We start from the raw sequence: 23,766 nt of genomic DNA, 5'->3' as shown, positions 1-23,766 counted from the left end.
ATCGAAGCAGGAGTTATGTCATGAGTAAACTGTTAGACCGCTTTCGCTACTTTAAACAAAAGGGCGATACGTTTGCCGAGGGGCATGGGCAAGTAATGCACACCAACCGGGACTGGGAAGACAGCTATCGTCAGCGCTGGCAGTTCGACAAAATTGTGCGTTCTACCCACGGCGTTAACTGTACCGGCTCATGCAGCTGGAAGATCTACGTTAAAAACGGGCTGGTGACCTGGGAAACGCAGCAAACCGACTACCCGCGTACCCGTCCTGACCTGCCAAATCATGAGCCCCGTGGCTGTCCACGCGGCGCCAGTTACTCGTGGTATCTCTATAGCGCGAACCGCCTGAAATATCCGCTGGTGCGTAAACGCTTAATCGAATTGTGGCGCGACGCCCTCTCCCGCCAGCCCGATCCGGTGCTGGCCTGGGAATCCATTATGAACGACCCGCAAAAATGCCAGAGCTACAAGCAGGTACGCGGGCGCGGTGGGTTTATCCGTTCTAACTGGAAAGAGCTTAATCAGCTGATTGCTGCCGCCAACGTCTGGACGGTGAAAACCTACGGCCCGGATCGCGTGGTCGGCTTTTCCCCGATCCCTGCGATGTCGATGGTTTCCTATGCCGCCGGCACACGCTATCTCTCGCTAATCGGCGGAACCTGTCTGAGCTTCTATGACTGGTACTGCGACTTACCGCCCGCGTCACCGATGACCTGGGGCGAGCAGACCGACGTTCCTGAATCCGCCGACTGGTATAACTCCAGCTATATCATCGCCTGGGGCTCTAACGTGCCGCAGACCCGTACCCCGGATGCGCACTTTTTCACAGAAGTACGCTACAAAGGCACCAAGACGATTGCCATTACGCCGGACTACTCGGAAGTCGCTAAACTATGCGACCAGTGGCTGGCACCTAAACAAGGGACCGACAGCGCGCTGGCAATGGCGATGGGCCACGTCATCCTGAAAGAGTTCCACCTCGACAATCCCAGCGATTATTTCCTCAATTACTGCCGTCGCTATACCGACATGCCGATGCTGGTTTTACTGGATGCCCGGGAAGATGGCAGCTACGTGCCTGGACGCATGATGCGTGCTTCAGACCTTGTCGATGGTCTGGGCGAAAGCAACAATCCAGAGTGGAAAACGGTAGCCTTTAACAGCGCAGGTGAACTGGTTGTCCCGAACGGATCTATCGGTTTTCGCTGGGGGGAGAAAGGCAAATGGAACCTGGAACCACTGGCGGCTGGCGCTGAAACTGAACTTTCTCTTTCGCTGCTCGGTCTGCATGATGAAGTGACCGGCGTCGCATTCCCCTATTTTGGCGGCAACGAAAACCCACATTTTCGCAGTGTAAAACAAGAACCGGTGCTGATCCGTCAACTGCCGGTAAAACATCTTACCCTCGCTGACGGTAGCCGTTGCCCGGTAGTGAGCGTCTATGATCTGGTGCTGGCGAATTATGGCCTCGACCGTGGTCTGGATGACGTTCATAGCGCACAAGATTACAGCGAAGTGAAAGCCTACACCCCGGCCTGGGGCGAGCAAATTACCGGTGTGCCACGCCGTCATATCGAACAGATCGCCCGTGAGTTTGCCGATACTGCGCACAAAACGCATGGCCGTTCGATGATCATTCTCGGGGCTGGCGTCAACCACTGGTATCACATGGATATGAACTACCGTGGCATGATTAACATCCTGGTGTTCTGTGGTTGCGTGGGACAAAGCGGCGGCGGCTGGGCGCACTATGTGGGTCAGGAGAAACTGCGTCCGCAAACCGGTTGGTTGCCGCTGGCCTTTGCGCTGGACTGGAATCGTCCGCCGCGTCAGATGAACAGCACTTCGTTTTTCTACAACCACTCCAGCCAGTGGCGTTATGAAAAACTCACCGCGCAGGAACTCCTCTCTCCGCTGGCCGATGCGTCGAAGTTTAGCGGACATTTGATTGACTTTAACGTGCGGGCTGAACGAATGGGCTGGCTGCCGTCTGCGCCGCAGCTTAACCTCAACCCTCTGACCGTTAAAGCAAAAGCCGAACATGCAGGACTATCTCCTGCGCAATACACCGCACAGGCGCTGAAGTCGGGTGATATTCGTTTTGCCTGCGAACAGCCTGATAACGGCAAAAACCATCCGCGCAACCTCTTCGTCTGGCGCTCTAACCTGCTCGGCTCCTCCGGTAAAGGGCATGAATACATGCTCAAATATTTGCTGGGTACCGAAAGCGGGATCCAGGGGGAAGCGCTCGGTTCAAGCGAGGGTATTAAACCTGAAGAGGTTGAATGGCAGTCGGCGGCGATAGAGGGCAAGCTCGATCTGCTGGTCACGCTCGATTTCCGTATGTCCAGCACCTGTTTGTTCTCCGATATCGTTCTGCCAACCGCTACCTGGTATGAAAAAGACGATATGAATACCTCGGATATGCATCCGTTTATTCACCCGTTGTCTGCGGCGGTCGACCCGGCATGGGAATCGAAGAGCGACTGGGAAATTTATAAAGGCATCGCCAAAGTATTTTCTGAGGTTTGCGTCGGACACCTTGGACAAGAAACGGATGTCGTGTTGCAACCGCTGCAACACGACTCTCCGGCAGAGCTGGCGCAGCCGTTTGACATTCAGGACTGGCGCAAAGGCGAATGCGATCTCCTCCCGGGCAAAACGGCACCGAATATCGCCGTTGTGGAGCGTGACTACCCCGCCACCTACGAACGCTTTACTTCACTTGGCCCGCTCATGGACAAACTCGGTAATGGCGGGAAAGGCATTGCGTGGAATACCCAGGCGGAAGTCGATTTCCTCGGCAAGCTGAACTACACCAAGCGCGAAGGCCCGGCAAAAGGACGCCCGCTGATTGACACCGCGCTGGATGCCTCTGAGGTGATCCTTGCCCTGGCACCGGAAACAAACGGTCAGGTGGCGGTGAAAGCCTGGGAAGCGCTGGGGGCGATGACCGGACGCGACCATACGCATCTGGCGTTGAACAAAGAAGACGAGAAGATCCGTTTTCGCGATATCCAGGCGCAGCCGCGCAAAATCATCTCCAGCCCCACCTGGTCCGGGTTGGAAAGTGAACATGTTTCCTATAACGCAGGCTATACCAACGTCCACGAGCTGATCCCATGGCGTACCCTGTCCGGTCGCCAGCAGTTGTATCAGGATCATGCGTGGATGCGTGCGTTTGGTGAAAGTCTGGTGGCGTATCGTCCACCTATCGATACCCGAAGCGTCAGTGAAATGCGCGAGGTTCCGCCTAACGGCTTCCCGGAAAAAGCGCTCAACTTCCTGACGCCGCATCAGAAATGGGGGATCCACTCCACCTATAGCGAAAACCTGCTAATGCTGACGCTGTCGCGCGGCGGGCCGATTGTCTGGATCAGTGAAACCGATGCCAAAGAGCTGGGTATTGAGGATAACGACTGGATTGAAGCCTTCAACGCCAACGGTGCGCTCACCGCGCGTGCAGTGGTGAGTCAACGCGTGCCACCGGGAATGACCATGATGTATCACGCTCAGGAGCGAATCATGAATATCCCTGGCTCAGAAGTGACCGGGATGCGCGGCGGGATCCATAACTCGGTGACCCGCGTTTGCCCGAAACCCACGCACATGATAGGTGGCTATGCGCAGCTGGCATACAGCTTCAACTATTACGGTACGGTCGGCTCTAACCGCGATGAGTTCATCATGATTAGAAAAATGAAAAATATTAACTGGCTGGATGATGAAGGTCGCGATCAGGTACAGGAGGCGAAAAAATGAAAATACGCTCACAGGTAGGCATGGTTCTTAATCTGGATAAGTGCATCGGCTGCCACACCTGCTCCGTCACCTGTAAAAACGTCTGGACCGGGCGTGAAGGGATGGAATATGCGTGGTTTAACAACGTCGAGACTAAGCCGGGGATTGGTTATCCAAAAAACTGGGAAGATCAGGAAGAGTGGCAAGGCGGCTGGGTTCGCGATGTTAACGGCAAGATAAGACCGCGTCTGGGCGGTAAGATGGGCGTCATCACCAAAATTTTCGCCAACCCGGTGATCCCGCAAATCGATGATTACTATGAGCCGTTTACCTATGATTATCAGCATCTGCATAGCGCGCCGGAAAGCAAGAATCAGCCCACCGCGCGTCCGCGTTCGCTGATTGATGGAAAGCGGATGGACAAGATTATCTGGGGTCCAAACTGGGAAGAACTGCTTGGCGGCGAATTTTCAAAACGTGCCCGCGACCGTAACTTCGAGAAGATGCAAAAGGAGATGTACGGCCAGTTCGAAAACACCTTCATGATGTATTTACCGCGCCTGTGCGAGCACTGCCTGAACCCAAGCTGTGTCGCCACCTGCCCAAGCGGTGCTATCTATAAGCGTGAAGAAGACGGCATTGTGCTGATCGACCAGGACAAATGTCGCGGCTGGCGCTTGTGCATCAGCGGCTGTCCGTACAAAAAAATCTACTTTAACTGGAAGAGCGGTAAGTCTGAGAAGTGCATTTTCTGCTACCCGCGTATTGAGTCCGGCCAGCCGACGGTATGTTCGGAAACCTGCGTTGGGCGTATCCGTTATCTCGGCGTATTGCTCTACGACGCCGACCGCATCGAAGAAGCGGCCAGCACCGAGCATGAGACCGATCTCTATGAGCGTCAGTGCGATGTATTCCTCAACCCGCACGATCCGGCGGTCATTGAAGAGGCGTTAAAACAAGGTATTCCGCATAACGTCATCGAAGCGGCCCAACGTTCGCCAGTCTACAAAATGGCGATGGACTGGAAACTGGCGCTGCCGCTGCACCCGGAATATCGCACCCTGCCGATGGTCTGGTATGTACCGCCATTGTCACCGATTCAGTCGGTCGCCGACGCGGGCGGACTGCCGCACAATGGTAACGTTTTGCCGGCGGTTGAGTCGCTGCGAATTCCGGTTCAGTACCTCGCCAACATGCTCAGTGCGGGAGATACCGGTCCGGTGCTGCGCGCGCTGAAACGTATGATGGCCATGCGTCACTATATGCGTGCGCAAACAGTGGAAGGTGTGACGGACACCCGCGCGATTGAGGAAGTGGGTTTGACCGTTGAGCAGGTTGAGGAGATGTATCGCTATCTGGCCATCGCCAACTATGAGGACCGCTTTGTGATCCCGACCAGCCACCGTGAAATGGCGCGCGATGCCTTCCCGGAGAAAAACGGCTGCGGATTTACCTTCGGTGACGGCTGCCATGGCTCAGATACCAAATTCAACCTGTTTAACAGTAGCCGTATTGATGCGATCGACATCACCGAAGTGCGCGATAAAGCGGAGGGTGAATAATGCAAATCCTGAAGGTTATCGGCCTGCTGATGGAATATCCCGACGAGCTGCTGTGGGAGTGTAAAGACGACGCGCTGGCGCTTGTGGCCAGCGATGCCCCCATGCTTACCGAATTTAGCCAGGGATTGCTCAATGCGCCACTGCTGGATAAACAAGCGGAATGGTGCGAAATCTTTGACCGGGGCCGGGCCACCTCTCTGCTGCTGTTTGAGCACGTGCACGCCGAGTCCCGTGACCGGGGTCAGGCGATGGTTGATCTGCTGGCTCAGTATGAAAAGGTCGGGCTACAGCTCGACTGCCGCGAACTGCCTGATCATCTGCCGTTGTATCTGGAGTATTTGAGCGTGTTGCCGGAGGACCAGGCCAAAGAAGGACTGCAGAACGTTGCACCGATTCTGGCTCTGCTGGGCGGGCGCTTAAAACAGCGCGATACGCCGTGGTATCAACTGTTTGACGCCCTGCTGCTGCTTGCCGGAAGCCCTCTTTCGAGTGACAGTGTCACTAAGCAGGTTGGTGCTGAAACCCGCGATGATACCCGTCAGGCGCTGGATGCGGTGTGGGAAGAGGAACAGGTGAAGTTTATCGAGGATAACGCCACCGCCTGCGACAGTTCACCGTTACAAAACTATCAACGACGCTTTAGCCAGGACGTGGCGCCGCAGTATGTCGACGTCAGCGCGGGAGGCCCGAAATGATACAGTACCTGAACGTCTTTTTTTACGATATCTACCCGTACCTGTGCGGTACGGTGTTTATCCTCGGCAGCTGGCTACGCTATGACTACGGGCAATATACCTGGCGCGCCTCTTCCAGCCAGATGCTGGACAAACGCGGCATGGTGCTGTGGTCAAACCTGTTCCACATCGGCATTCTGGGGATCTTTTTCGGTCACCTGTTCGGCATGCTAACGCCGCACTGGATGTATGCCTGGTTCCTGCCGATTGCGGTGAAACAACAGATGGCAATGATTGCCGGTGGGCTATGCGGCGTGCTAACGCTGGTTGGTGGCGCAGGTTTACTGGTGCGCCGTCTGACCAACCCGCGTATTCGTGCGACATCTTCCACCGCCGATATTCTGATCCTCTGCGTTCTGTTGATTCAGTGTATCCTCGGCTTAACCACCATCCCGTTCTCTGCGCAACATCCAGACGGCAGTGAAATGCTGAAACTGGTCGGTTGGGCGCAGTCGGTGGTGACTTTCCAGGGCGGCGCATCTGCGCATCTGGATGGCGTGGCGTTGATTTTCCGTGTGCATCTGGTTCTGGGGATGACTATCTTCCTGCTGTTCCCGTTCACTCGCCTGGTCCACGTCTGGAGTGCGCCGTTTGAGTACTTTACCCGTCGCTACCAAATAGTGCGTTCCCGCCGATAATTGAACTCTGATGCCCGGTAGCGCTTACGCTTACCGGGCCTGCATCGCTATCCCGCTTTTTGTGCGTTATGATGCTTCTCCATTTCAGGGAGAACGCTAATGAAACCACAGGTTTACCACGTCGATGCCTTTACCCCGGTCCCTTTTCGCGGCAACTCAGCAGGTGTGGTTTTACATGCTGATGGACTGAGCGACGCGCAGATGCAGCTCATCGCTCGCGAGCTGCGTCATTCAGAAACCGCATTTCTGCTGACCAGTGACGACAGCGATGTTCGCATCCGCTATTTCACCCCGACGGTCGAAGTTCCTATCTGTGGGCATGCTACCGTCGCCGCGCATTACGTGCGGGCCAGGGTGCTGAGTCTGGGTAACTGCACGGTCTGGCAAACCTCGTTGGCCGGACGTCATCGCGTGGATATTGACGCTACCGGGAACGACTATCGCATTAGCCTTGAGCAAGGTGAACCGGGTTTTGAACCTCCGCTGGAGGGCGCTGTTCGTACTGCGATTCTCGATGCGCTGCACCTGAGCGAAGACGATATGCTGGCAGGCTTACCCATTCAGGTTGCCACGACCGGGCATTCGAAAGTGATGATTCCACTGAAACCTGAGGTGGATCTCGACGCCCTTTCCCCTGATTTACCGGCTTTGACCGCCATCAGCCAACAAATTGGCTGTAACGGTTTCTTCCCTTTTCAAATCCGCGAGGGCGAAAACGCCACTGATGGCCGCATGTTTTCACCTGCTATTGGTATTGTGGAAGACCCGGTTACCGGCAATGCCAACGGTCCAATGGGCGCATGGTTGGTCCACCATGGGCTGATGGCGCATGATGGGAAAACGTTACGTGTTCAGGGGCATCAGGGCCGTGCGCTCGGGCGCGACGGGATTGTTGATGTGACGGTGACTATCTGTGAAAACCAGCCGAAAAAAGTCACCATTACCGGTTCGGCGGTGATCCTGTTTCACGCAGAATGGGCGATAGATTTTTAATTGTTCCCGAAAGCCGGATAAGGCGATGACGCCGCATCCGGCATGACTTCCGATGCCCCTATTTCCCCGCCTCCGGATGCGTATCAAACGCCGCCATTACCGTCGCTAACTCATCTTCGGTAAACCCATGCTTCACGTCATCCACACCCAGTCCAAATCGTTCTTGCAACAACGCATACAAACTGGCGACGTCAGGCAAATTAATCTGCTCTACCGCATGTCCATCCTGATAATGGGTAAAGTGAAAATTGGTTAACGTTAATTTCCCGCCGTCGGGCAGATGACGGCACATCAGCAGATGATGGCGAAAATGTGATTGCGGCCAGTGTGCGGACCAGAAGTTGCCCATCAGATAATCGCTCTGATGCTGCACGACCAGATCGAAACGATACATTGACTGCCAGTGTTCGTGATGACGGAACTGGAGGATCCAATCTTCACCTTCCTGAATCAGCCGGTATTCGCCGTGTGGCGTCTTCTGCTCAGTGTTAGCCTGCAGACGAATCGGCGCCGTCAGCGTTTGTCCGCCGAAACCAACGTCGGCGATCCACTGCTCTCCCTGCAATTCAACCAGCAACAGACGATGCGTGCGCGGCGGCAGGCTTGACGGATTTGCCAGTACCACGCGACCGAGAAGGCTACGTACGTTAAAACCGATTTCGCGTAGCGCGCGTTCAAACACGCCGTTCTGTTCAAAGCAATAACCGCCACGACGCGCCGTTACCAGCTTCTCTTCCAGCGACAAATCGTCAAGCTGCATCTCTCTTGGCAGTAATACGTCCAGGTTTTCAAATGGAATCGCGGCGTTATGCAGTAAATGCAGCGCTTGCAAGGTTTCAATGTTGACGTTGGCCGAATCTGACCAGCCAATACGGGCAAAGTAAGCGGTTAAAAAAGGCGTCATACGGAGTTCCTGTTCGATTAATGCAGTACTTATAACGTATTTTTCGTTTTACGCTGTCGATTTTGTGCGTTGTTAATTCCTGTGAGGCGACAAAATCGCTAATACCGTTAATATCTATGTTTATTGTGGTGTGTTATCTCTCAGCCAAGGAGCATCCATGAGCCATTTTCGTTCGATCGAATTAAAACATGCCAGTCGGCTACTCAATCATGGCCCAACGATATTGATAACCAGCCGGGATGAGCATACCGAGCGGCGAAATGTGATGGCTGCGGCGTGGTCAATGCCCGTGGAATTTGAGCCGCCGCGGGTAGCAATTGTTGTTGATAAGACCGCCTGGTCGCGGGATCTCATTGAACGTAGCGGTAAATTCGGCATCGTTATTCCGGGTATCGCCGCCGTCAACTGGACCTGGGCCGTAGGCAGCGTTTCCGGTCGCGTGGAAGATAAATTCAACTGTTACGGCATTCCCGTGGTGCAAGGACCAGTGCTAGGTTTACCGCTGATAGAAGCGAAATGTCTGGCCTGGATGGAGTGTCGCCTGTTGCCAGCCACGGCGGCACAGGAAAAATATGACACTCTGTTTGGGGAAGTGGTCTCCGCTGCCGCTGATGAGCGAGCCTTCGTGGAAGGACGCTGGCAGTTTGATGATGGCAAGCTCAATACTCTGCATCACCTTGGGGCAGGAACGTTTATCTCCAGCGGGAAACGCATTATCGCAGGTGAATGATAGTATGCTAACGGATGGCAGTTCTGCTCTGTCATCCGCAACTGTTTTCTTAAAACTTCTGAAAAACCAGTTAGATAAATTACTCGCCCTTCCTTGCTGAATCATTCATGTGAATTATAGTTAATCTTGCACTAACGCAAATACCTAATCAAAACGCTATCCGTCAAAGCAGCATCCCCAACTGGACTTTTGAAGTGTCAGAGAGGTTTTACGATGCAACTTAATAGAATCGCACAAAGTTTTATACTTGCTGGGTTACTCACATCGTTTTCTGTTCCCGTTATGGCCGCTGAAGCCCCTAAAGACGCAACTGCCGCCACGCAACAAGCCAACAACGCGCTTTACAACCAACTGCCCTTCTCCGATAACACCGACTTTACCGACGCCCACAAAGGCTTTATCGCTCCACTCCCGCAGGACGTGATCAAAGGCGAACAGGGAAATGTTATCTGGAATCCGCAGCAATATGCGTTCATCAAAGAAGGCGACAAAGCCCCGGATACGGTAAACCCGAGCCTGTGGCGTCAGTCTCAGTTGATCAACATCAGCGGGCTGTTTGAAGTAACGGATGGCGTTTACCAGATTCGTAACCTCGATCTGTCAAACATGACCATTATTGAAGGTAAAGAAGGCATCACCGTTGTTGACCCGCTGGTCTCGGCAGAAACAGCCAAAGTCGGGATGGATCTTTACTTTAAAAACCGCGGTCAAAAACCGGTTGTCGCAGTGATTTACACCCACAGCCACGTTGACCATTACGGCGGCGTACGCGGCGTTGTCGATGAAGCCGACGTTAAAGCGGGCAAAGTGAAAGTTTATGCGCCAGCTGGCTTTATGGAAGCTGCGGTCGCTGAGAATATCATGGCCGGTAACGTCATGAGCCGCCGCGCGAGCTACATGTACGGCAACCTGCTAAAACCTGATGCCAAAGGCCAGGTCGGCGCGGGACTGGGAACCACGACCTCAGCGGGAACCGTTACCCTGATTGCGCCAACAAATATCATTGAGAAAGATGGACAAAAAGAGGTCATCGACGGCCTGACCTATGACTTCATGCTGGCCCCGGGTTCAGAAGCACCGTCGGAAATGCTGTGGTACATCGAAGAGAAGAAACTGATTGAATCCGCTGAAGATGTCACCCACACCCTGCACAATACCTACTCCCTGCGCGGGGCCAAAATTCGTGAGCCGCTGCCGTGGTCCAAATACATCAACGAAGCGATTGTGCGCTGGGGTGATAAAGCCGAAGTGCTGATGGCGCAGCACCACTGGCCAACCTGGGGTAATGACAAGGTGGTCAGCCTGCTGAAAAGCCAGCGCGATCTGTATCGTTACATCAACGACCAGACGTTACGCATGGCTAACGAAGGTCTGACCCGCGATGAAATCGCCACCAACTTTAAGCTGCCGGACTCACTGGCCCATACCTGGGCTAACCGCGGTTACTATGGTTCCGTGAGCCATGACGTAAAAGCGACCTATGTGCTCTACCTCGGCTGGTTTGACGGCAACCCGGCAACGCTGGATGAGCTGCCGCCGGAAGAGTCTGCGAAGAAATTTGTCGACTACATGGGCGGCGCTGACGCCATTTTGCAGAAAGCCAAAACCGACTATGACCAGGGTAACTATCGCTGGGTGGCTCAGGTGGTGAGCAAAGTGGTATTTGCCGATCCAAATAACCAGGCCGCGCGTAATCTGGAAGCGGATGCGCTGGAGCAACTGGGTTATCAGGCTGAATCCGGCCCGTGGCGTAACTTCTATCTGACCGGGGCGCAAGAGCTGCGAAACGGCGTAGTCAAAGGCCCAACCCCGAATACCGCCAGCCCGGATACCGTTCGTGCTATGACGCCGGAAATGTTCTTCGATTATCTGGCAGTGCATATTAACGGACAAAAAGCGGGTGATGCGAAGTCTGTATTTAACATCGATCTTGGCAGTGATGGCGGTAAATATAAGCTTGAACTGGAGAATGGCGTCCTGAACCATACCGCCAATGCCGAAGCGAAAGATGCCGACGCCACTGTCACGCTTAATCGCGATACGCTGAACAAAATCATCCTTAAAGAAGTGACGCTGAAACAGGCACAAGACAGTGGTGATGTGAAGATTACCGGTGACGGCGCCAAGCTTGATGCTATGCTCGGCTATATGGATAAATTCGAATTCTGGTTCAACATCGTTACACCATAAGCACAACGAAAACGGGCGGAAATCCGCCCGTTTTTTCTTACATGCTGTAGCCAGGTTTTTTAATTAATCTCGCCATCTGCGGCGCAATTTCCGTATCCCACACGCCCTGCCACGCCTCTGGCTCAACTTCATTGAGCGCCACGCTGACTGAACTGTCTTTGCTTTGCAAATGGCGAATAATAACCTCGGAAATATCCGCCGCCAGGGCGGTTTTTTGTTCGTCGGTAAGAGCGCGAGGAAAACATTTAATATCAACGTGCGGCATAGCAGATTCCTTATAGTTTTGGATTGCAGGTAACTTATGCGGACTCTCGTTCTACCAGATGAAAACCGACATCAATAATATCGTCTTCACGCGGAATTTGTTCGATACGATCGGCAAGCAGTGAGGCGGCGCGTTGCCCGATGGCCCGTCTGTCGACGCTGACGGTGGTGATGGCGGGCCGGTTGCTGGCAGCAAAATCCAGATCGCCAAAACCGATTACCGCTAACTCTTGCGGCACGCGTATACCGCGGCTCTCGGCTTCCATGATCGCCCCCTGAGCTAACGTATCTGAGCTACAGACAATGACATCAAACTCGCGATCCGCCAATAGCTGCGTCAATCCTGCGCGCCCCAATGCCAGAGAGGCCGGAAGTGGGACATCCACCTGTGCGTCAGCCGCAATACCATGACGACTCAACGCATCGCACAGTCCTTGTTTACGCTGGCCTGCCCGGCGATCGGCTGTCCATAACAACCCCGGACGTCGATAACCTTTTTCCAACAGATAGTCTGCCACCGCCTGCCCGACCTTTTCATGCGAAAAGCCGACCAGCATATCGATGGGTGTTGGGGTTAAATCCCAGATTTCCACGACCGGGATGGCCGCATTAAGAATCACCTTTTTCAGCTCGGCGGTATGATGAATACCGGTAAGTACTACGCCATCCGGGCGACGAGAAAGCAGCGTCGCCACCAGCTCCGCCTCTGTTTGCGGCGTATAACCCGACACGCAGAGCAAAATGTGGTATCCGCGTTCTGCCAGTTCATCACTTAATGACTGGATGGTATCGACAAACATATTGTTGTTAATTTGCGGAATAACCACGGCGATAAGCTTGCTGCGACGTGACGCCAGTCCCCCAGCCAGTGCGTTGGGAATATAGCCGGTGGCGCGCACCGCCTGCATCACTTTTTCAACCGTTTTCGGGCGCACCAGCTGCGGGGTATTCAACGCCCTGCTCACCGTCATGGGTGACAATCCCGCGGTACGGGCAACATCTTCCAGCGTGGGAGCGCGCGGTGGTTTGGGATTTTTCACTGTCGATGCCCTTGTCAAAAATCGCTGATTTATCTTGGCATTATTCATCATGATTTTGGCTATTGCCAGCGTTGCTCAGTGATAACGCAGGGAAAACAGCAGCTTAGTTAATTATCGCCACTCAAAATGATAGCGCAATCACAATGATTTGTGCATTTCTCCATAAAGTACTGGAATGTGACGTCGTTTATAATTTACCACCCTTCTCTCTCTGAATTTGTGAGCAATTGTTCAAATCGCAGTCAATTCGCTGGCACAGTGATTGCGCTAACATTAAAAATGATAGCGCAATCATTTGTTATCACCAGGAGAGAACAATATGTCTTTAAGTGCCAATTCCGATGCCGTGACCTATGCCAAATCGACTAACGCTAAAACCGCAGCAGAAACCGGTGACCGTATTGAATGGGTAAAACTGTCTCTGGCTTTCCTTCCTCTGGCAACACCCGTGAGCGATGCCAAAGTGCTCACCGGTCGCCAGAAACCGCTAACTGAAGTCGCCATAATCATCGCCGAGATCCGCAGCCGCGACGGGTTTGAAGGCGTGGGATTTAGTTACTCCAAGCGGGCTGGCGGCCAGGGAATCTATGCGCATGCCAAAGAAATTGCCGATAACCTGTTAGGCGAAGATCCAAACGATATTGACAAGATCTACACCAAGCTGCTGTGGGCTGGCGCTTCCGTGGGGCGCAGCGGCATGGCGGTACAAGCCATCTCCCCTATCGATATCGCATTATGGGATATGAAAGCCAAGCGTGCAGGATTGCCGCTGGCAAAACTGCTTGGCGCGCATCGGGACTCCGTGCAGTGCTACAACACCTCCGGTGGATTCCTGCATACGCCGCTGGATCAGGTGCTAAAAAACGTGGTTATTTCCCGTGAAAACGGCATTGGTGGTATCAAACTCAAGGTTGGTCAGCCAAACTGCGCCGAGGATATTCGCCGCTTAACCGCGGTGCGTGAAGCGCTGGGGGATGACTTCCCGCTAATGGTCGATGCCAATCAGCAGTGGGATCGGGAAACCGCCATCCGTATGGGACGTAAAATGGAGCAGTTTAATCTAATCTGGATTGAAGAGCCGCTGGACGCCTACGATGTTGAAGGCCACGCCCAACTGGCCGCCGCGCTTGATACCCCGATTGCCACCGGTGAAATGCTGACCAGCTTCCGCGAACATGAACAGCTGATCCTCGGCAATGCCAGCGATTTTGTGCAGCCCGATGCACCGCGTGTGGGAGGGATTTCACCGTTCCTGAAAATTATGGACCTGGCGGCTAAACATGGTCGCAAACTGGCTCCGCACTTCGCTATGGAAGTTCACCTGCATCTGTCCGCCGCTTATCCACTCGAACCATGGCTGGAGCATTTCGAATGGCTGAACCCGTTATTTAATGAACAACTTGAGCTGCGTGATGGCCGGATGTGGGTTTCCGATCGTCACGGTCTGGGCTTCAGCATTAGCGAGCAGGCGCGCCGCTGGACGCAATTAACCTGCGAGTTTGGCAAACGACCTTAATGTATTTGGCGGGTAAGCAATACCCGCCCTCCTCCCCTACAAAAACGCTCTCAACCTTATGAAAGGAGTGGGTGATGAACACAATAATAAAGCGCACAAAAGTGCGTTACGGCATTCTGATATTTCTGTTTCTTGCGACCGTATTTAATTATGCCGATCGCGCGACGTTATCCGTCGTGGCGCCGATTATGAGCAAAGAATTAGGTTTTGATCCTGAAGCTATGGGGCTGGCCTTTTCTGCCTTCGGTATTTCTTATGTCATTATGCAACTACCCGGCGGCTGGCTGCTGGATCGCTATGGCTCGCGTCTGGTATACGGCTGCGCACTGATTGGCTGGTCGCTGGTGACTATGTTTCAGGGCACCATTTATCTGTACGCCAGCCCGCTTGTCGTATTGATTATCTTACGATTACTGATGGGGGCGATTGAAGCTCCGGCCTTTCCGGCCAATAGCCGATTAAGCGTGCAGTGGTTTCCTAATAACGAACGGGGCTTTGTTACCTCAGTCTATCAGGCCGCGCAATATATCTCGTTAGGGATTATTACGCCGTTAATGACGATTATTTTGCATAATCTCAGTTGGCACTTTGTGTTTTATTACATTGGGGCAATAGGCGTTCTTCTTGGCATCTTCTGGTTGGTCAAAGTCAGAGATCCCATGCATCATCCAAAGGTGAACCAGCAGGAAATTGACTATATCCGGGAAGGCGGTGGTGAACCGTCGCTGGGTAATAAAAAAGAACCACAGAAGATTACCTTTGCGCAAATTAAAAGCGTCTGCGTCAACCGCATGATGATTGGCGTTTACATCGGACAGTTCTGCGTAACGTCAATTACCTGGTTCTTCCTGACCTGGTTCCCTACCTATCTGTATCAGGCGAAAGGCATGTCGATCCTCAAAGTGGGGTTTGTCGCCAGTATCCCTGCCATTGCCGGTTTTATTGGTGGATTATTAGGCGGCGTTTTCTCCGACTGGCTTTTAAAACGCGGCTACAGCCTGACGATTGCCCGTAAGCTGCCTGTTATCTGCGGGATGTTACTTTCCTGCGTCATCGTTATCGCCAACTACACTTCGTCAGAATTTGTGGTGATCGCGGCGATGAGTCTGGCGTTTTTCGCCAAAGGCTTTGGCAATCTGGGATGGTGCGTACTTAGCGATACCTCGCCAAAAGAAGTGCTCGGTATTGCAGGCGGCGTATTCAATATGTGCGGCAATATGGCCAGTATCATCACGCCACTGGTAATTGGCGTCATTCTGGCGAATACCCAGTCTTTTGATTACGCCATTCTGTACGTCGGTTCGATGGGGCTGATTGGCCTGATTTCTTATCTGTTTATCGTGGGTCCATTGGATCGTATTACGCTGACCCCTTCTGTCGCGTAATTTAAACTTATGGCGATAGTTCGCCCGCTGTTCCGGGATTTGCACTCCTGCGGAACAGCGTTTTTTTATTCAAATAATCTTATTGCTTTTCAGTACAGTACGCAGTCTCGGATGCTGACAAACCGCATCAGCGATGGCGCTAATATTCGGCGTGTTGTCCTGAAACCAGTCATGCCCTGGTCCCCAGGTGCGCATAACGGCAATGTAAATGTCCAGCAGTGTTAGCTGATCCCCAAATGCGTACGGCTCGGCGCTTAGCTGGTTGTTCAGCCACATATAGAGGGATTTACGGTACTCGATACAGTTCTTTTTCAACTGAGCCGGGGCGTCCGGTACCCATCGATCAGGATAATCGGCATAGGTAAACGTGGGATAGACATTTGCCACCAACCATATCAGCAGACGCTGAAACTGCTGGCGTTCGGCGTGTCCAACGGGTGGTGAAAGTTCGGGGCGACGATCGAGGATCATCAGCGCGATCGCTGCCGTTTCCGTCAACACGCTGCCATTTTCCAGTACCAGCGTAGGCACCTGGCATAGTGGATTCATTGTTTTAAGCAACTCCCGCGAAGGACCATCGCTGTCAAAACCGTCCACATCAATAAAGCTGTAAGGGATATCCGCCAGTGTGAGCATCACTTCACTGATGGCCGATCCCCAGCCCGGCACCCCATAGACCTTAATCATGCAGCAACCCCAAAGTTAAAACCCTAAGTGTAGAGCATGTGGGGAGGTGATCAATTCTGGACCAACTTTTCAGAAATAGGGAGCGGACTATTCCGGCCTTTTTTTATTTGTATCAAAGAAAATTTAGATCGCTTTGTATCCTCATCGCACAAAATTGACGGGTGATTTTATAGGCGATAGCGTGGGTGCGGCGCGTAATTGATTAACACTACAGGACTTTAAATAGAATTTTCTTAAATGGAGTTTTAAACAAATGGCAATTCCCACGTATTTGTGGCTAAAAGACGACGGCGGCGCTGATATCAAAGGCTCTGTCGACATTCATTGCCGTGAAGGAAGTATCGAAATTATTGGCCTGAATCATGGCGTCATGCAGCCCACCGATAAACACAATGGCAAGGCAACCAGTCTCCGCGTCTATTCTCCTTATTCGTTCGACAAGGAGATCGACTCCTCTAGCCCGTATCTCTACAAGGCCGTTAGCTCTGGCCAGAAACTCAAATCCGCCGAGGTGAAATTTTACCGTATTAATAATGCCGGTCAGGAGGTTGAATACTTTTCCACCCTGATGGAAGGCGTGACGATTGTCAGCGTCTGCCCGATGATGCTGGACATCAAAGACCCGTGCTATGAGAAACATAATCACATTGAGCTGGTCGAGCTGTTGTACGAAAAAATCACTTGGCGTTATGCCGACGGTAACATCATGCACTCAGATAGCTGGAACGAACGCGCGACCGCATAAGGAGAAATACTATGGGATGGAAGTATGAGCAGTCGACCGGCAACATGTATAAAGACGGTAAACTGATAGAGAGCGGCTACTCCGGTTCACTTACCAATAAAAACAACCCGGACCGCCAGCAGGTTAAAGGACTTGGGCCGCTTCCGCGTGGAACGTATAAAATAGCGGGCCATTCAACCTCTAAAGGACCTGTGACCATCATTCTGGAGCAGACCTCCGGGGAGACTTTCGGACGTTCAGAATTCCGCATTCACGGCGAGCGCAAGCACGGTCCAGCGGGCTTTGCCTCGGAGGGTTGTATTATCCTCTCCTTGACCACCCGACGACTGATACTCCGCGATGGTGGCGACCTTGAGGTCGTTCGATGAAGCGCCTGTCCATTCTACTGTTGGCAGCGCTGTCACTCCCTGCGATGGCAGGAGCCACTGACTGGCCGGACGCATTCCGAGGCATTGCTGCTGGTGAGGTTCAATGGCTTGAGCAGGTTCCGGCACTAGCAGCAGTTGCCGACGTTAAACAGGCTCAGATACTTGAGGATTCGCTCGCGGCGGCACTGACAGCAAACACCACCGGCGCACTGAGGGCGTTAGACGTTCTCGACGCCGGACACTGGCCCCACATGATTGGCTCCGATATCGTATGCACCCCGCCGACGGAAACCCCGGACAAGGTGGACGCATTTTACCAGCGGACGCGTCAGGCACTACTGAGCACGGCTGCTGGGGCAAAATGCCTCTGGATTCTTGAAGCCTCTTATGACGAACTGAAGACAGACAACGCCCGCAAGGTTAAGTAAGATAGCCAACCCGATCATTGGTCATCACATGGCCGTTTTTTCTTCCGCTTACTTTTGATTTTTAGGTAGGCAAAATCGTCGTCACTGTATAACCTCTGTGCGGCACAGCATTGTGCCGCAATGTATCTCAAAGCACTTTCGACAAAAACTGCTGAGTGCGCGTGTGGCATGGATGATTCAGCACCTGCTCGCTGCTGCCCTGCTCGACGATTTTGCCATCGACCATAAACACCACCTGATCTGCGACTTCTCGGGCGAAGCCAATCTCATGCGTTACCACAACCAGCGTGGTTCCCGACTTCGCCAGCGCTTTAATGACATCCAGTACTTCACCGACCAGTTCAGGATCCAGTGCAGATGTAGGCTCATCAAACAGCATGACGCGCGGATTTAGCGCCAGCGCACGGGCAATAGCGATACGCTGCTGCTGACCGCCGGATAAGTGACGCGACCAGGCATCGGCTTTATTCCGTAACCCTACCGCATCAAGCAGTGTTAATGCCCGCTCGGTGGCGGCTTTACGCGTTGCCAGTCCGTGCGCAATGGGCGCTTCAATCAGATTCTCCAGAACCGTTAAGTGCGGGAACAGATTAAAGTTCTGGAACACATAGCCGACGTTAACGCGCTGGCGCAAAATTTCCGCCTCTTTCAGCTCATACAGTTTGTCTCCCTGCCGACGATAGCCAATGTAATCGCCATCGATTTGAATAAACCCCTCATCGACGCGTTCCAGATGGTTGATGGTTCGTAAGAGTGTGGATTTCCCTGAACCGGACGGGCCAAGAATAACCGTTACCGTACCGGGAGGGATCTCCAGCGACACATTATCCAGCGCTTTGTGGCGACCAAAGTATTTGCTAACGCCGGTAATAGAAATATGGCCTTCAGGCGAGTGGGACATGGACGGCCTCCTGCTGTGGACGTTGACGACTGCGTTTTTCCGCACGCCTCACCCGGGTTGTGTTGATCGCTGAACGTCGTTCGCTGCGTGCCAATGCACGTTCAACCAGGTGCTGAATTAACGACAGGACGCTGGTGATCACCAGATACCACACCGCACCCACCATCAGCAGCGGGATCACTTCCTGCGTGCGGTTATAGATCATCTGGATGGTGTAGAACAGCTCCGGCATTGCCAGCACATATACCATCGCCGTCCCTTTCGCCAGGCTGATGATTTCATTGAATCCAGCAGGCAAAATGGTACGCAGCGCCTGCGGCAGAATGATCCGCAGCGTACGTCGCCCTGCCGGTAAGCCCAGTGCTGCCGCTGCCTCGTACTGACCGTGATCGACCCCTAAAAATCCACCCCGAATAATTTCAGCGGTATAGGCGCTTTGTACCAGCGTCAGGCCAACCACCGCAGTGGAAAACTGACCGAGTACATTGATGGTCTCAAAACTTCCCCACTGAATGGGAGTGAACGGAATACCAATCGTCAACGTGTCGTACAGATAGGAGAAGTTGTACAAAACGATCAGCACTACAATCAGCGGTAACGAACGAAACAGCCAGATGTATCCCCATGCCAGACCGTTCAACAGCCAGGAAGATGAAAGCCGCGCCAACGCCAGCAGACCGCCGATGAGAATACTCAACAGCGTCCCGATCAGCGTCAGTAACAGCGTTTGCCCGAGGCCGGACAAGATAACCGGATCAAAGAACCAGCGGGCAAACACGCTCCATTCCCAGCGCGGATTAAACGCCACGGACTGGAGAATTACCGCAAGGGCAAATAAGGCAATGACCGCGCCTACGGTACGCATGGGATAACGTGCCGGTACGACTCTAATGCTATCTGTCGTTTTCATTTTCTCTCCTCAGGCGATTCTGGCCTGACCGGCAATAGTCAGCAGTTTGGTAAAGCGCAGCCGTCCATCAAACGGCGGCAGGCTGTACTCTTCGGGATCGCGCGTCGTATCAAATTGCGGATCGTAGCCCTGGCTTAAATAAAGTCTGACGGCCTCCGGCTGGCGAAATCCCGTGGTCAGATAAATCCGGCTGTAGCCTGCGAGCAGCGCTCTACGTTCCAGTTCCTGCACCACGCGCGCCGCCAGCCCCTGCTGACGCAGGCTGCTTTTTGTCCAGATACGCTTAATCTCGGCGGTGTCCTTGTCGTAAGGTTTGTAAGCCCCGGTGGCGATAATTTCGCCGCGGCGCTCCAGTACCACAAAAAGTCCCTGCGGCGCCAGATACCATTCGGTCAGTTCCACTTCAGCGTCGCGAGAAAAGTAATCGCCATAGCGGGCGGCATATTCACCGAACAGACCGTTCAAAATGGGCTGCAGCTCGCTGGCTTCCGGTGAGAGCACGCGAAATTGATCGCTCACGATGACCTCCTTAGTCGCCTAAACCGGCCGGGTTGATTTCAGATTGTGGAATGCGTTCCACCCCTTCTCCCCAGCGATTCAGAACCTTGTCATAGTCGCCGTTGCCAATCACGCCGTTGAGGGCGGTTTGTACCGGCAGAACCAGACCGCTGTCTTTTTTCAGCGTCACAGCGATATGTGCCGCTTTTGGCCAACCGCCATCAACGCTACCCACTAATCGCGTTTTACCGTTGAGTGCAGCTTTCCACGCGCCGATTACATTAGGACCGAAGTAGGCATCGGCGCGGCCTGACTGCAGGGCCAGGGTTTGCGCGGCATCATCTTTGGTATACACCGGCGTAAACGGCTGTAACCCTTTCTTCACGTTCTCATCGTTCCAGGCCAACAGAATGGCTTCCTGGTTTGTCCCCGAACCGACGATAATGCGTAGTCCTGCGATATCTTCCGCCTGCTCGATTTTCTTCAGCTTGCTACCGGTTTTGACATAAAAGCCAAGAGAGTCCTTCCGATACGTCGCGAAATCGAATTTTTCTTTGCGTGCTTTGGTGACGGTAATATTGCTGATCGCGGCATCGTATTTGCCGGAAGTGACGCCCAGCGGCCAGTCTTCCCATGACGTAGGTACAACGTTGAGTTCCAGCCCCAAACTGTCAGCCACCAGACGCGCGATATCCGCCTCGCTGCCGATCAGCGTTTTATTGTCATCGGCAAAGACGGTCAGCGGCGGCTGGCTGAGCCCGGCAATCGCCACGGTGAATTTACCCGGTACGGCCAGGTGCAGGTTTGCGGGTAACTGCGCAATCGCCTGCGGATTTTTTACCGTATTAATCGGCGCTTTATTCGCTTCCAGGCTTACGCCCGTGCCGTTAATCGTCACCTCATTTGCCCAGACGGTAGCGCTGAAAGCCAGTGACAGCGCGAGGAATAGTGATTTTTTCTGCATAGCGTTTTTCTCTTATTGTGTGAATTGATTTGCAGGTGTCGCTAATCCCAGGCTTGCGCGCAGGGTCGTACCGGGATATTCATGGCGGAACAGACCGCGCGCCTGAAGCTCGGGGACAACCTGTTCGACAAACCGCGGAAAGGTATCCGGCGTGCCACCCTGGATGATAAAACCGTCTGCGGCTTTTTCGTCGAACCACTGCTGCAGTCCGTCGGCAACCTGTTGTGGCGTGCCGCTGAAACGCGGACGAGGACTTGCCGCTTCCAGAGCAACCTGACGAAGTGTTAAACCACGCTCGCGTGCGTTGCGCTTGATCTCATCAGTCGTACTGCGAAAGCTGTTTTGTCCGAGAGAGCCCAGATCCGGGAACGGTGCGTCCAGCGGATATTGGGCAAAATCATGATGTTCAAAGTAGCGGCCAAGATAGTTCAGCGCGTCAGTAACGGAGACCAGCGCAGCGGTAGTCTGATACTGCTGCTCAACGTCCTCTGCGCTGTCGCCAACAATAACGCTGACGCCCTGGAATATATGCAGTTGATCGGGATGTCGTCCGGCCACTTCCAGCTGGCTTTTTACTTCCTGATAGAACGCTTTAGCCTCTGCCAGCGACTCCTGATGGGTAAAAATGGCATCAGCATGCTGCGCCGCTAATTTCTTGCCATCTGCTGAAGCTCCCGCCTGAAATATAATCGGACGGCCTTGTGGCGTACGCCCAATATTTAACGGTCCGGCAACCTGGAAATAATCTCCATGATGGTTAAGCGTGTGTAGTTTTTGCGGATTAAAAAATTCCCCGCTTGTTTTATTACGGGTAAACGCATCGTCTTCCCAGGAATCCCACAGCCCTTTCACTACCTGTAAATATTCATCGGCAATACGATAACGCTGGGCATGCTCTGGATGCTGAGCGCGAGAATAGTTTTTTGCCGATCCTTCCAGAGGAGACGTAACCACGTTCCACCCGGCGCGCCCCTGGCTGAGATGGTCCAGGCTAGCGAACTGCCGTGCGGTCGTAAACGGCTCGCTGTATGATGTGGACACTGTGCCAACCAGCCCCAGATTCTGAGTGATGCTGGCCAAAGCGGATAATACTGTCAGCGGCTCAAAACGATTTAAAAAGTGCGGGATTGATTTTTCATTAATATACAGACCATCGGCGACAAAAATAAAATCCAGCTTCCCTTTTTCCGCAATAAGCGCCGTCTCTTTGACAAAATCAAAATTAATACTGGCATCAGCCTGAGCCGCTGGATGGCGCCATGCGGACATATTTCCCGATGCGCCATGCAGAATAGTGCCGAGCCGTAGTTGTCGATTTTCAGCCATAATAACCCCTACCCAACAGGTAAACTTAAAGGTGTGCGAATGCCGTTTTTGCTAACTGCGTAAAGTAATGCGCGGCAGGTTCAATTAAACGCTCGTCCGGATTGAATCCCGGGTGATGTAATCCGTATTCACTGGCGCTGCCAATACTGACAAATGCGCCAGGCGTATTTTGCAGGTAGACGGCAAAATCCTCCCCGCCCATATGCAGGGGTCCGCTTGGAAAACGGAAAAAATCCCACGCTAAGGTGATTTATTGTTCATTGTATGGTGCTGCCTTACTTATCAGTACCCTATCGTTAAACTTTTTCTTTTCACAACAAAGATGAAATTTTGCCCGTATTGCTCCGACTCCGTTGTTCCTGTTATCTACCAATGAAGAATTAACACTAAACGAATTCGATATAACATATATGTTTTTGACTTCCTGGTTTAGAAGCGCGACACTATTCATTCAACGCAGGAGGTCACGATGTCATCAATTTCACCCCTACAACTCTTTAAAAGCCTGTCCGATGAAACCCGTCTGGGTATCGTCCTTCTCCTCAAAGAGATGGGTGAACTATGCGTATGCGATCTCTGCACGGCGCTGGAACAGTCGCAGCCTAAGATCTCCCGTCATCTGGCAATGCTACGTGAAAGCGGATTGTTGCTGGATCGCAAGAATGGGAAATGGGTTCACTACCGCTTATCTCCGCATATTCCTTCATGGGCTGCTCAGGTTATTGAGCAGGCCTGGTTAAGCCAACAGGACGACGTACAGGCTATCGCCCATAAGCTGGCATCAGCTAACTGCTCTGGTAGCGGCAAGGCTGTCTGCATCTAAAAAATTTGCCTGAACATATATGATTTTTCAAATGTGAGGTGTTCATGATGAAAACGTTAACGGTGTTTGACCCGGCTATGTGTTGCAGTACCGGCGTCTGCGGTACAGATATTGATCAGGTTCTGGTTGATTTTTCTGCGGATGTTCAGTGGCTAAAACAGCGTGAAATTCAGGTTGATCGTTATAACCTGGCACAGCAACCCATGAGCTTTGTACAGAACGAAAAAGCCAAAGCATTCCTTGAGGCATCCGGGGCTGAAGGGCTTCCATTGTTGTTGCTGGACGGCGAAATGGTGATGGCGGGGCGTTATCCGAAACGTGCAGAGCTGGCCCGCTGGTTCGGAATACCGCTGGATAAAGTAGGATTAGCATCTAAAAGCTGCTGCGGTGGTAATACTTCTTGTTGCTGAAATGTCAGGA

At 53.0% G+C, this 23,766-nt stretch carries 23 protein-coding genes and 1 pseudogene; 14 read left to right on the top strand and 10 right to left on the bottom strand.

Annotation, left to right across the window (positions count from 1 at the left end; all coding sequences use genetic code 11):
* Positions 1-20 precede the first annotated feature (20 nt).
* From OGX89_RS05830 to OGX89_RS05810, 5 genes are all read left to right on the top strand, one after another.
* Positions 21-3,761: a nitrate reductase subunit alpha gene (locus tag OGX89_RS05830; protein ID WP_126957200.1), complete on the top strand. Its 3,741-nt coding sequence runs from the start codon at positions 21-23 to the stop codon at positions 3,759-3,761.
* Positions 3,758-5,302 carry a nitrate reductase subunit beta gene (narH, locus tag OGX89_RS05825; protein ID WP_003833042.1) on the top strand — a complete coding sequence of 515 codons (1,545 nt, stop codon included), beginning with the start codon at positions 3,758-3,760 and terminating at the stop codon, positions 5,300-5,302. Before OGX89_RS05830 ends, narH begins: the two co-directional genes overlap by 4 nt.
* Positions 5,302-5,997: a nitrate reductase molybdenum cofactor assembly chaperone gene (gene narW / locus OGX89_RS05820; RefSeq protein ID WP_003833045.1), complete on the top strand. Its 696-nt coding sequence runs from the start codon at positions 5,302-5,304 to the stop codon at positions 5,995-5,997. Before narH ends, narW begins: the two co-directional genes overlap by 1 nt.
* On the top strand, positions 5,994-6,674 hold the full coding sequence (gene narI / locus OGX89_RS05815; protein ID WP_003833047.1) for a respiratory nitrate reductase subunit gamma: 681 nt from the start codon (positions 5,994-5,996) through the stop codon (positions 6,672-6,674). Before narW ends, narI begins: the two co-directional genes overlap by 4 nt.
* A 99-nt stretch (positions 6,675-6,773) precedes the next feature.
* On the top strand, positions 6,774-7,667 hold the full coding sequence (locus tag OGX89_RS05810; protein ID WP_126957202.1) for a PhzF family isomerase: 894 nt from the start codon (positions 6,774-6,776) through the stop codon (positions 7,665-7,667).
* 58 nt (positions 7,668-7,725) lie between these two features.
* Here the strand turns inward: OGX89_RS05810 and nhoA are convergent, their stop codons facing one another.
* On the bottom strand, positions 7,726-8,571 hold the full coding sequence (nhoA, locus tag OGX89_RS05805; protein ID WP_126318064.1) for an N-hydroxyarylamine O-acetyltransferase: 846 nt from the start codon (positions 8,569-8,571) through the stop codon (positions 7,726-7,728).
* A gap of 157 nt (positions 8,572-8,728) precedes the next feature.
* On the opposite strand from nhoA, the gene OGX89_RS05800 reads away from it, so the two are divergent.
* A complete protein-coding gene (locus tag OGX89_RS05800) occupies positions 8,729-9,301 on the top strand; it encodes a flavin reductase family protein (protein WP_126957204.1) in 573 nt (190 codons plus the stop codon).
* Between the two features lie 213 nt (positions 9,302-9,514).
* Entirely contained in the window at positions 9,515-11,491 is a 1,977-nt protein-coding gene (locus OGX89_RS05795; RefSeq protein WP_126957206.1) for an alkyl/aryl-sulfatase, read from the top strand.
* A gap of 37 nt (positions 11,492-11,528) precedes the next feature.
* Here OGX89_RS05795 and pptA read toward each other — a convergent pair whose 3' ends face one another.
* Together pptA and OGX89_RS05785 are read right to left on the bottom strand one after the other, a co-directional pair.
* Positions 11,529-11,756, bottom strand: a complete 228-nt coding sequence (gene pptA / locus OGX89_RS05790; RefSeq protein ID WP_003833058.1) for a tautomerase PptA — start codon at positions 11,754-11,756, stop codon at positions 11,529-11,531.
* Between the two features lie 34 nt (positions 11,757-11,790).
* Positions 11,791-12,795: a LacI family DNA-binding transcriptional regulator gene (locus tag OGX89_RS05785; RefSeq protein ID WP_185879292.1), complete on the bottom strand. Its 1,005-nt coding sequence runs from the start codon at positions 12,793-12,795 to the stop codon at positions 11,791-11,793.
* Between the two features lie 319 nt (positions 12,796-13,114).
* Here OGX89_RS05785 and OGX89_RS05780 point away from each other — a divergent pair, with 319 nt between their 5' ends.
* A complete protein-coding gene (locus OGX89_RS05780; RefSeq protein ID WP_126957210.1) occupies positions 13,115-14,311 on the top strand; it encodes an L-talarate/galactarate dehydratase in 1,197 nt (398 codons plus the stop codon).
* A gap of 74 nt (positions 14,312-14,385) precedes the next feature.
* Complete coding sequence (locus OGX89_RS05775; protein ID WP_003833063.1) at positions 14,386-15,696, top strand: MFS transporter; 1,311 nt, start codon at positions 14,386-14,388, stop codon at positions 15,694-15,696.
* A gap of 69 nt (positions 15,697-15,765) precedes the next feature.
* Here the strand turns inward: OGX89_RS05775 and OGX89_RS05770 are convergent, their stop codons facing one another.
* On the bottom strand, positions 15,766-16,383 hold the full coding sequence (locus OGX89_RS05770) for a glutathione S-transferase family protein (RefSeq protein ID WP_126957212.1): 618 nt from the start codon (positions 16,381-16,383) through the stop codon (positions 15,766-15,768).
* Between the two features lie 253 nt (positions 16,384-16,636).
* Here OGX89_RS05770 and tssD point away from each other — a divergent pair, with 253 nt between their 5' ends.
* From tssD to OGX89_RS05755, 3 genes are read left to right on the top strand one after another with little or no spacing between them, the layout of a single operon-like run.
* Entirely contained in the window at positions 16,637-17,128 is a 492-nt protein-coding gene (gene tssD / locus OGX89_RS05765) for a type VI secretion system tube protein TssD (protein ID WP_126957215.1), read from the top strand.
* Positions 17,129-17,139: 11 nt separating this feature from the next.
* On the top strand, positions 17,140-17,496 hold the full coding sequence (locus OGX89_RS05760) for a tlde1 domain-containing protein (protein WP_003833068.1): 357 nt from the start codon (positions 17,140-17,142) through the stop codon (positions 17,494-17,496).
* Positions 17,493-17,924: a hypothetical protein gene (locus OGX89_RS05755; RefSeq protein WP_003833070.1), complete on the top strand. Its 432-nt coding sequence runs from the start codon at positions 17,493-17,495 to the stop codon at positions 17,922-17,924. Before OGX89_RS05760 ends, OGX89_RS05755 begins: the two co-directional genes overlap by 4 nt.
* Positions 17,925-18,051: 127 nt before the next feature.
* On the opposite strand, the gene OGX89_RS05750 is transcribed toward OGX89_RS05755, so the two are convergent.
* From OGX89_RS05750 to OGX89_RS05730, 6 genes and pseudogenes are all read right to left on the bottom strand, one after another.
* Positions 18,052-18,825, bottom strand: a complete 774-nt coding sequence (locus OGX89_RS05750; RefSeq protein ID WP_003833073.1) for an amino acid ABC transporter ATP-binding protein — start codon at positions 18,823-18,825, stop codon at positions 18,052-18,054.
* A complete protein-coding gene (locus OGX89_RS05745; RefSeq protein WP_063940764.1) occupies positions 18,809-19,735 on the bottom strand; it encodes an amino acid ABC transporter permease in 927 nt (308 codons plus the stop codon). The genes OGX89_RS05750 and OGX89_RS05745 overlap by 17 nt, the downstream gene beginning before the upstream one ends.
* Positions 19,736-19,744: 9 nt before the next feature.
* A complete protein-coding gene (locus OGX89_RS05740; protein ID WP_003833076.1) occupies positions 19,745-20,254 on the bottom strand; it encodes a GNAT family N-acetyltransferase in 510 nt (169 codons plus the stop codon).
* A 10-nt stretch (positions 20,255-20,264) separates the two neighbouring features.
* Complete coding sequence (locus OGX89_RS23845) at positions 20,265-21,197, bottom strand: ABC transporter substrate-binding protein (RefSeq protein WP_003833078.1); 933 nt, start codon at positions 21,195-21,197, stop codon at positions 20,265-20,267.
* A 12-nt stretch (positions 21,198-21,209) separates the two neighbouring features.
* Positions 21,210-22,523 carry an LLM class flavin-dependent oxidoreductase gene (locus OGX89_RS23840; protein ID WP_003833079.1) on the bottom strand — a complete coding sequence of 438 codons (1,314 nt, stop codon included), beginning with the start codon at positions 22,521-22,523 and terminating at the stop codon, positions 21,210-21,212.
* A gap of 25 nt (positions 22,524-22,548) precedes the next feature.
* Positions 22,549-22,731: pseudogene (locus tag OGX89_RS05730) on the bottom strand (amidohydrolase); the annotation flags it as partial.
* Between the two features lie 261 nt (positions 22,732-22,992).
* Between OGX89_RS05730 and arsR the strand changes: the two are divergent.
* Both arsR and arsD read left to right on the top strand, forming a co-directional pair.
* Positions 22,993-23,346: an As(III)-sensing metalloregulatory transcriptional repressor ArsR gene (arsR, locus tag OGX89_RS05725; protein ID WP_025376942.1), complete on the top strand. Its 354-nt coding sequence runs from the start codon at positions 22,993-22,995 to the stop codon at positions 23,344-23,346.
* Positions 23,347-23,393: 47 nt separating this feature from the next.
* Positions 23,394-23,756, top strand: coding sequence for an arsenite efflux transporter metallochaperone ArsD (gene arsD, locus OGX89_RS05720; RefSeq protein ID WP_049015829.1), 363 nt, complete (start codon positions 23,394-23,396; stop codon positions 23,754-23,756).
* Positions 23,757-23,766 lie beyond the last annotated feature (10 nt).

Source organism: Citrobacter sp. Cpo103 (assembly GCF_030332605.1).
In the GTDB taxonomy this organism is placed as follows: domain Bacteria; phylum Pseudomonadota; class Gammaproteobacteria; order Enterobacterales; family Enterobacteriaceae; genus Citrobacter; species Citrobacter portucalensis.
The sequence above is the reverse complement of the archived record's forward strand: the minus strand, read 5'-3'. Positions and strand labels throughout refer to the sequence as shown.

Excerpts from the sequence above, each read along its gene's own strand:
- OGX89_RS05770 (WP_126957212.1), bottom strand. The coding sequence starts at position 16,383 with ATGATTAAGGTCTATGGGGTGCCGGGCTGGGGATCGGCCATCAGTGAA.
- pptA (WP_003833058.1), bottom strand. The coding sequence starts at position 11,756 with ATGCCGCACGTTGATATTAAATGTTTTCCTCGCGCTCTTACCGACGAA.
- narW (WP_003833045.1), top strand. The coding sequence starts at position 5,302 with ATGCAAATCCTGAAGGTTATCGGCCTGCTGATGGAATATCCCGACGAG.
- OGX89_RS05780 (WP_126957210.1), top strand. The coding sequence starts at position 13,115 with ATGTCTTTAAGTGCCAATTCCGATGCCGTGACCTATGCCAAATCGACT.
- narH (WP_003833042.1), top strand. The coding sequence starts at position 3,758 with ATGAAAATACGCTCACAGGTAGGCATGGTTCTTAATCTGGATAAGTGC.
- OGX89_RS05760 (WP_003833068.1), top strand. The coding sequence starts at position 17,140 with ATGGGATGGAAGTATGAGCAGTCGACCGGCAACATGTATAAAGACGGT.
- nhoA (WP_126318064.1), bottom strand. The coding sequence starts at position 8,571 with ATGACGCCTTTTTTAACCGCTTACTTTGCCCGTATTGGCTGGTCAGAT.
- OGX89_RS05810 (WP_126957202.1), top strand. The coding sequence starts at position 6,774 with ATGAAACCACAGGTTTACCACGTCGATGCCTTTACCCCGGTCCCTTTT.
- OGX89_RS05775 (WP_003833063.1), top strand. The coding sequence starts at position 14,386 with ATGAACACAATAATAAAGCGCACAAAAGTGCGTTACGGCATTCTGATA.
- arsR (WP_025376942.1), top strand. The coding sequence starts at position 22,993 with ATGTCATCAATTTCACCCCTACAACTCTTTAAAAGCCTGTCCGATGAA.
- OGX89_RS05745 (WP_063940764.1), bottom strand. The coding sequence starts at position 19,735 with ATGAAAACGACAGATAGCATTAGAGTCGTACCGGCACGTTATCCCATG.
- OGX89_RS23845 (WP_003833078.1), bottom strand. The coding sequence starts at position 21,197 with ATGCAGAAAAAATCACTATTCCTCGCGCTGTCACTGGCTTTCAGCGCT.
- tssD (WP_126957215.1), top strand. The coding sequence starts at position 16,637 with ATGGCAATTCCCACGTATTTGTGGCTAAAAGACGACGGCGGCGCTGAT.
- OGX89_RS05750 (WP_003833073.1), bottom strand. The coding sequence starts at position 18,825 with ATGTCCCACTCGCCTGAAGGCCATATTTCTATTACCGGCGTTAGCAAA.
- OGX89_RS05755 (WP_003833070.1), top strand. The coding sequence starts at position 17,493 with ATGAAGCGCCTGTCCATTCTACTGTTGGCAGCGCTGTCACTCCCTGCG.
- narI (WP_003833047.1), top strand. The coding sequence starts at position 5,994 with ATGATACAGTACCTGAACGTCTTTTTTTACGATATCTACCCGTACCTG.
- OGX89_RS05800 (WP_126957204.1), top strand. The coding sequence starts at position 8,729 with ATGAGCCATTTTCGTTCGATCGAATTAAAACATGCCAGTCGGCTACTC.
- arsD (WP_049015829.1), top strand. The coding sequence starts at position 23,394 with ATGAAAACGTTAACGGTGTTTGACCCGGCTATGTGTTGCAGTACCGGC.
- OGX89_RS05830 (WP_126957200.1), top strand. The coding sequence starts at position 21 with ATGAGTAAACTGTTAGACCGCTTTCGCTACTTTAAACAAAAGGGCGAT.
- OGX89_RS23840 (WP_003833079.1), bottom strand. The coding sequence starts at position 22,523 with ATGGCTGAAAATCGACAACTACGGCTCGGCACTATTCTGCATGGCGCA.
- OGX89_RS05795 (WP_126957206.1), top strand. The coding sequence starts at position 9,515 with ATGCAACTTAATAGAATCGCACAAAGTTTTATACTTGCTGGGTTACTC.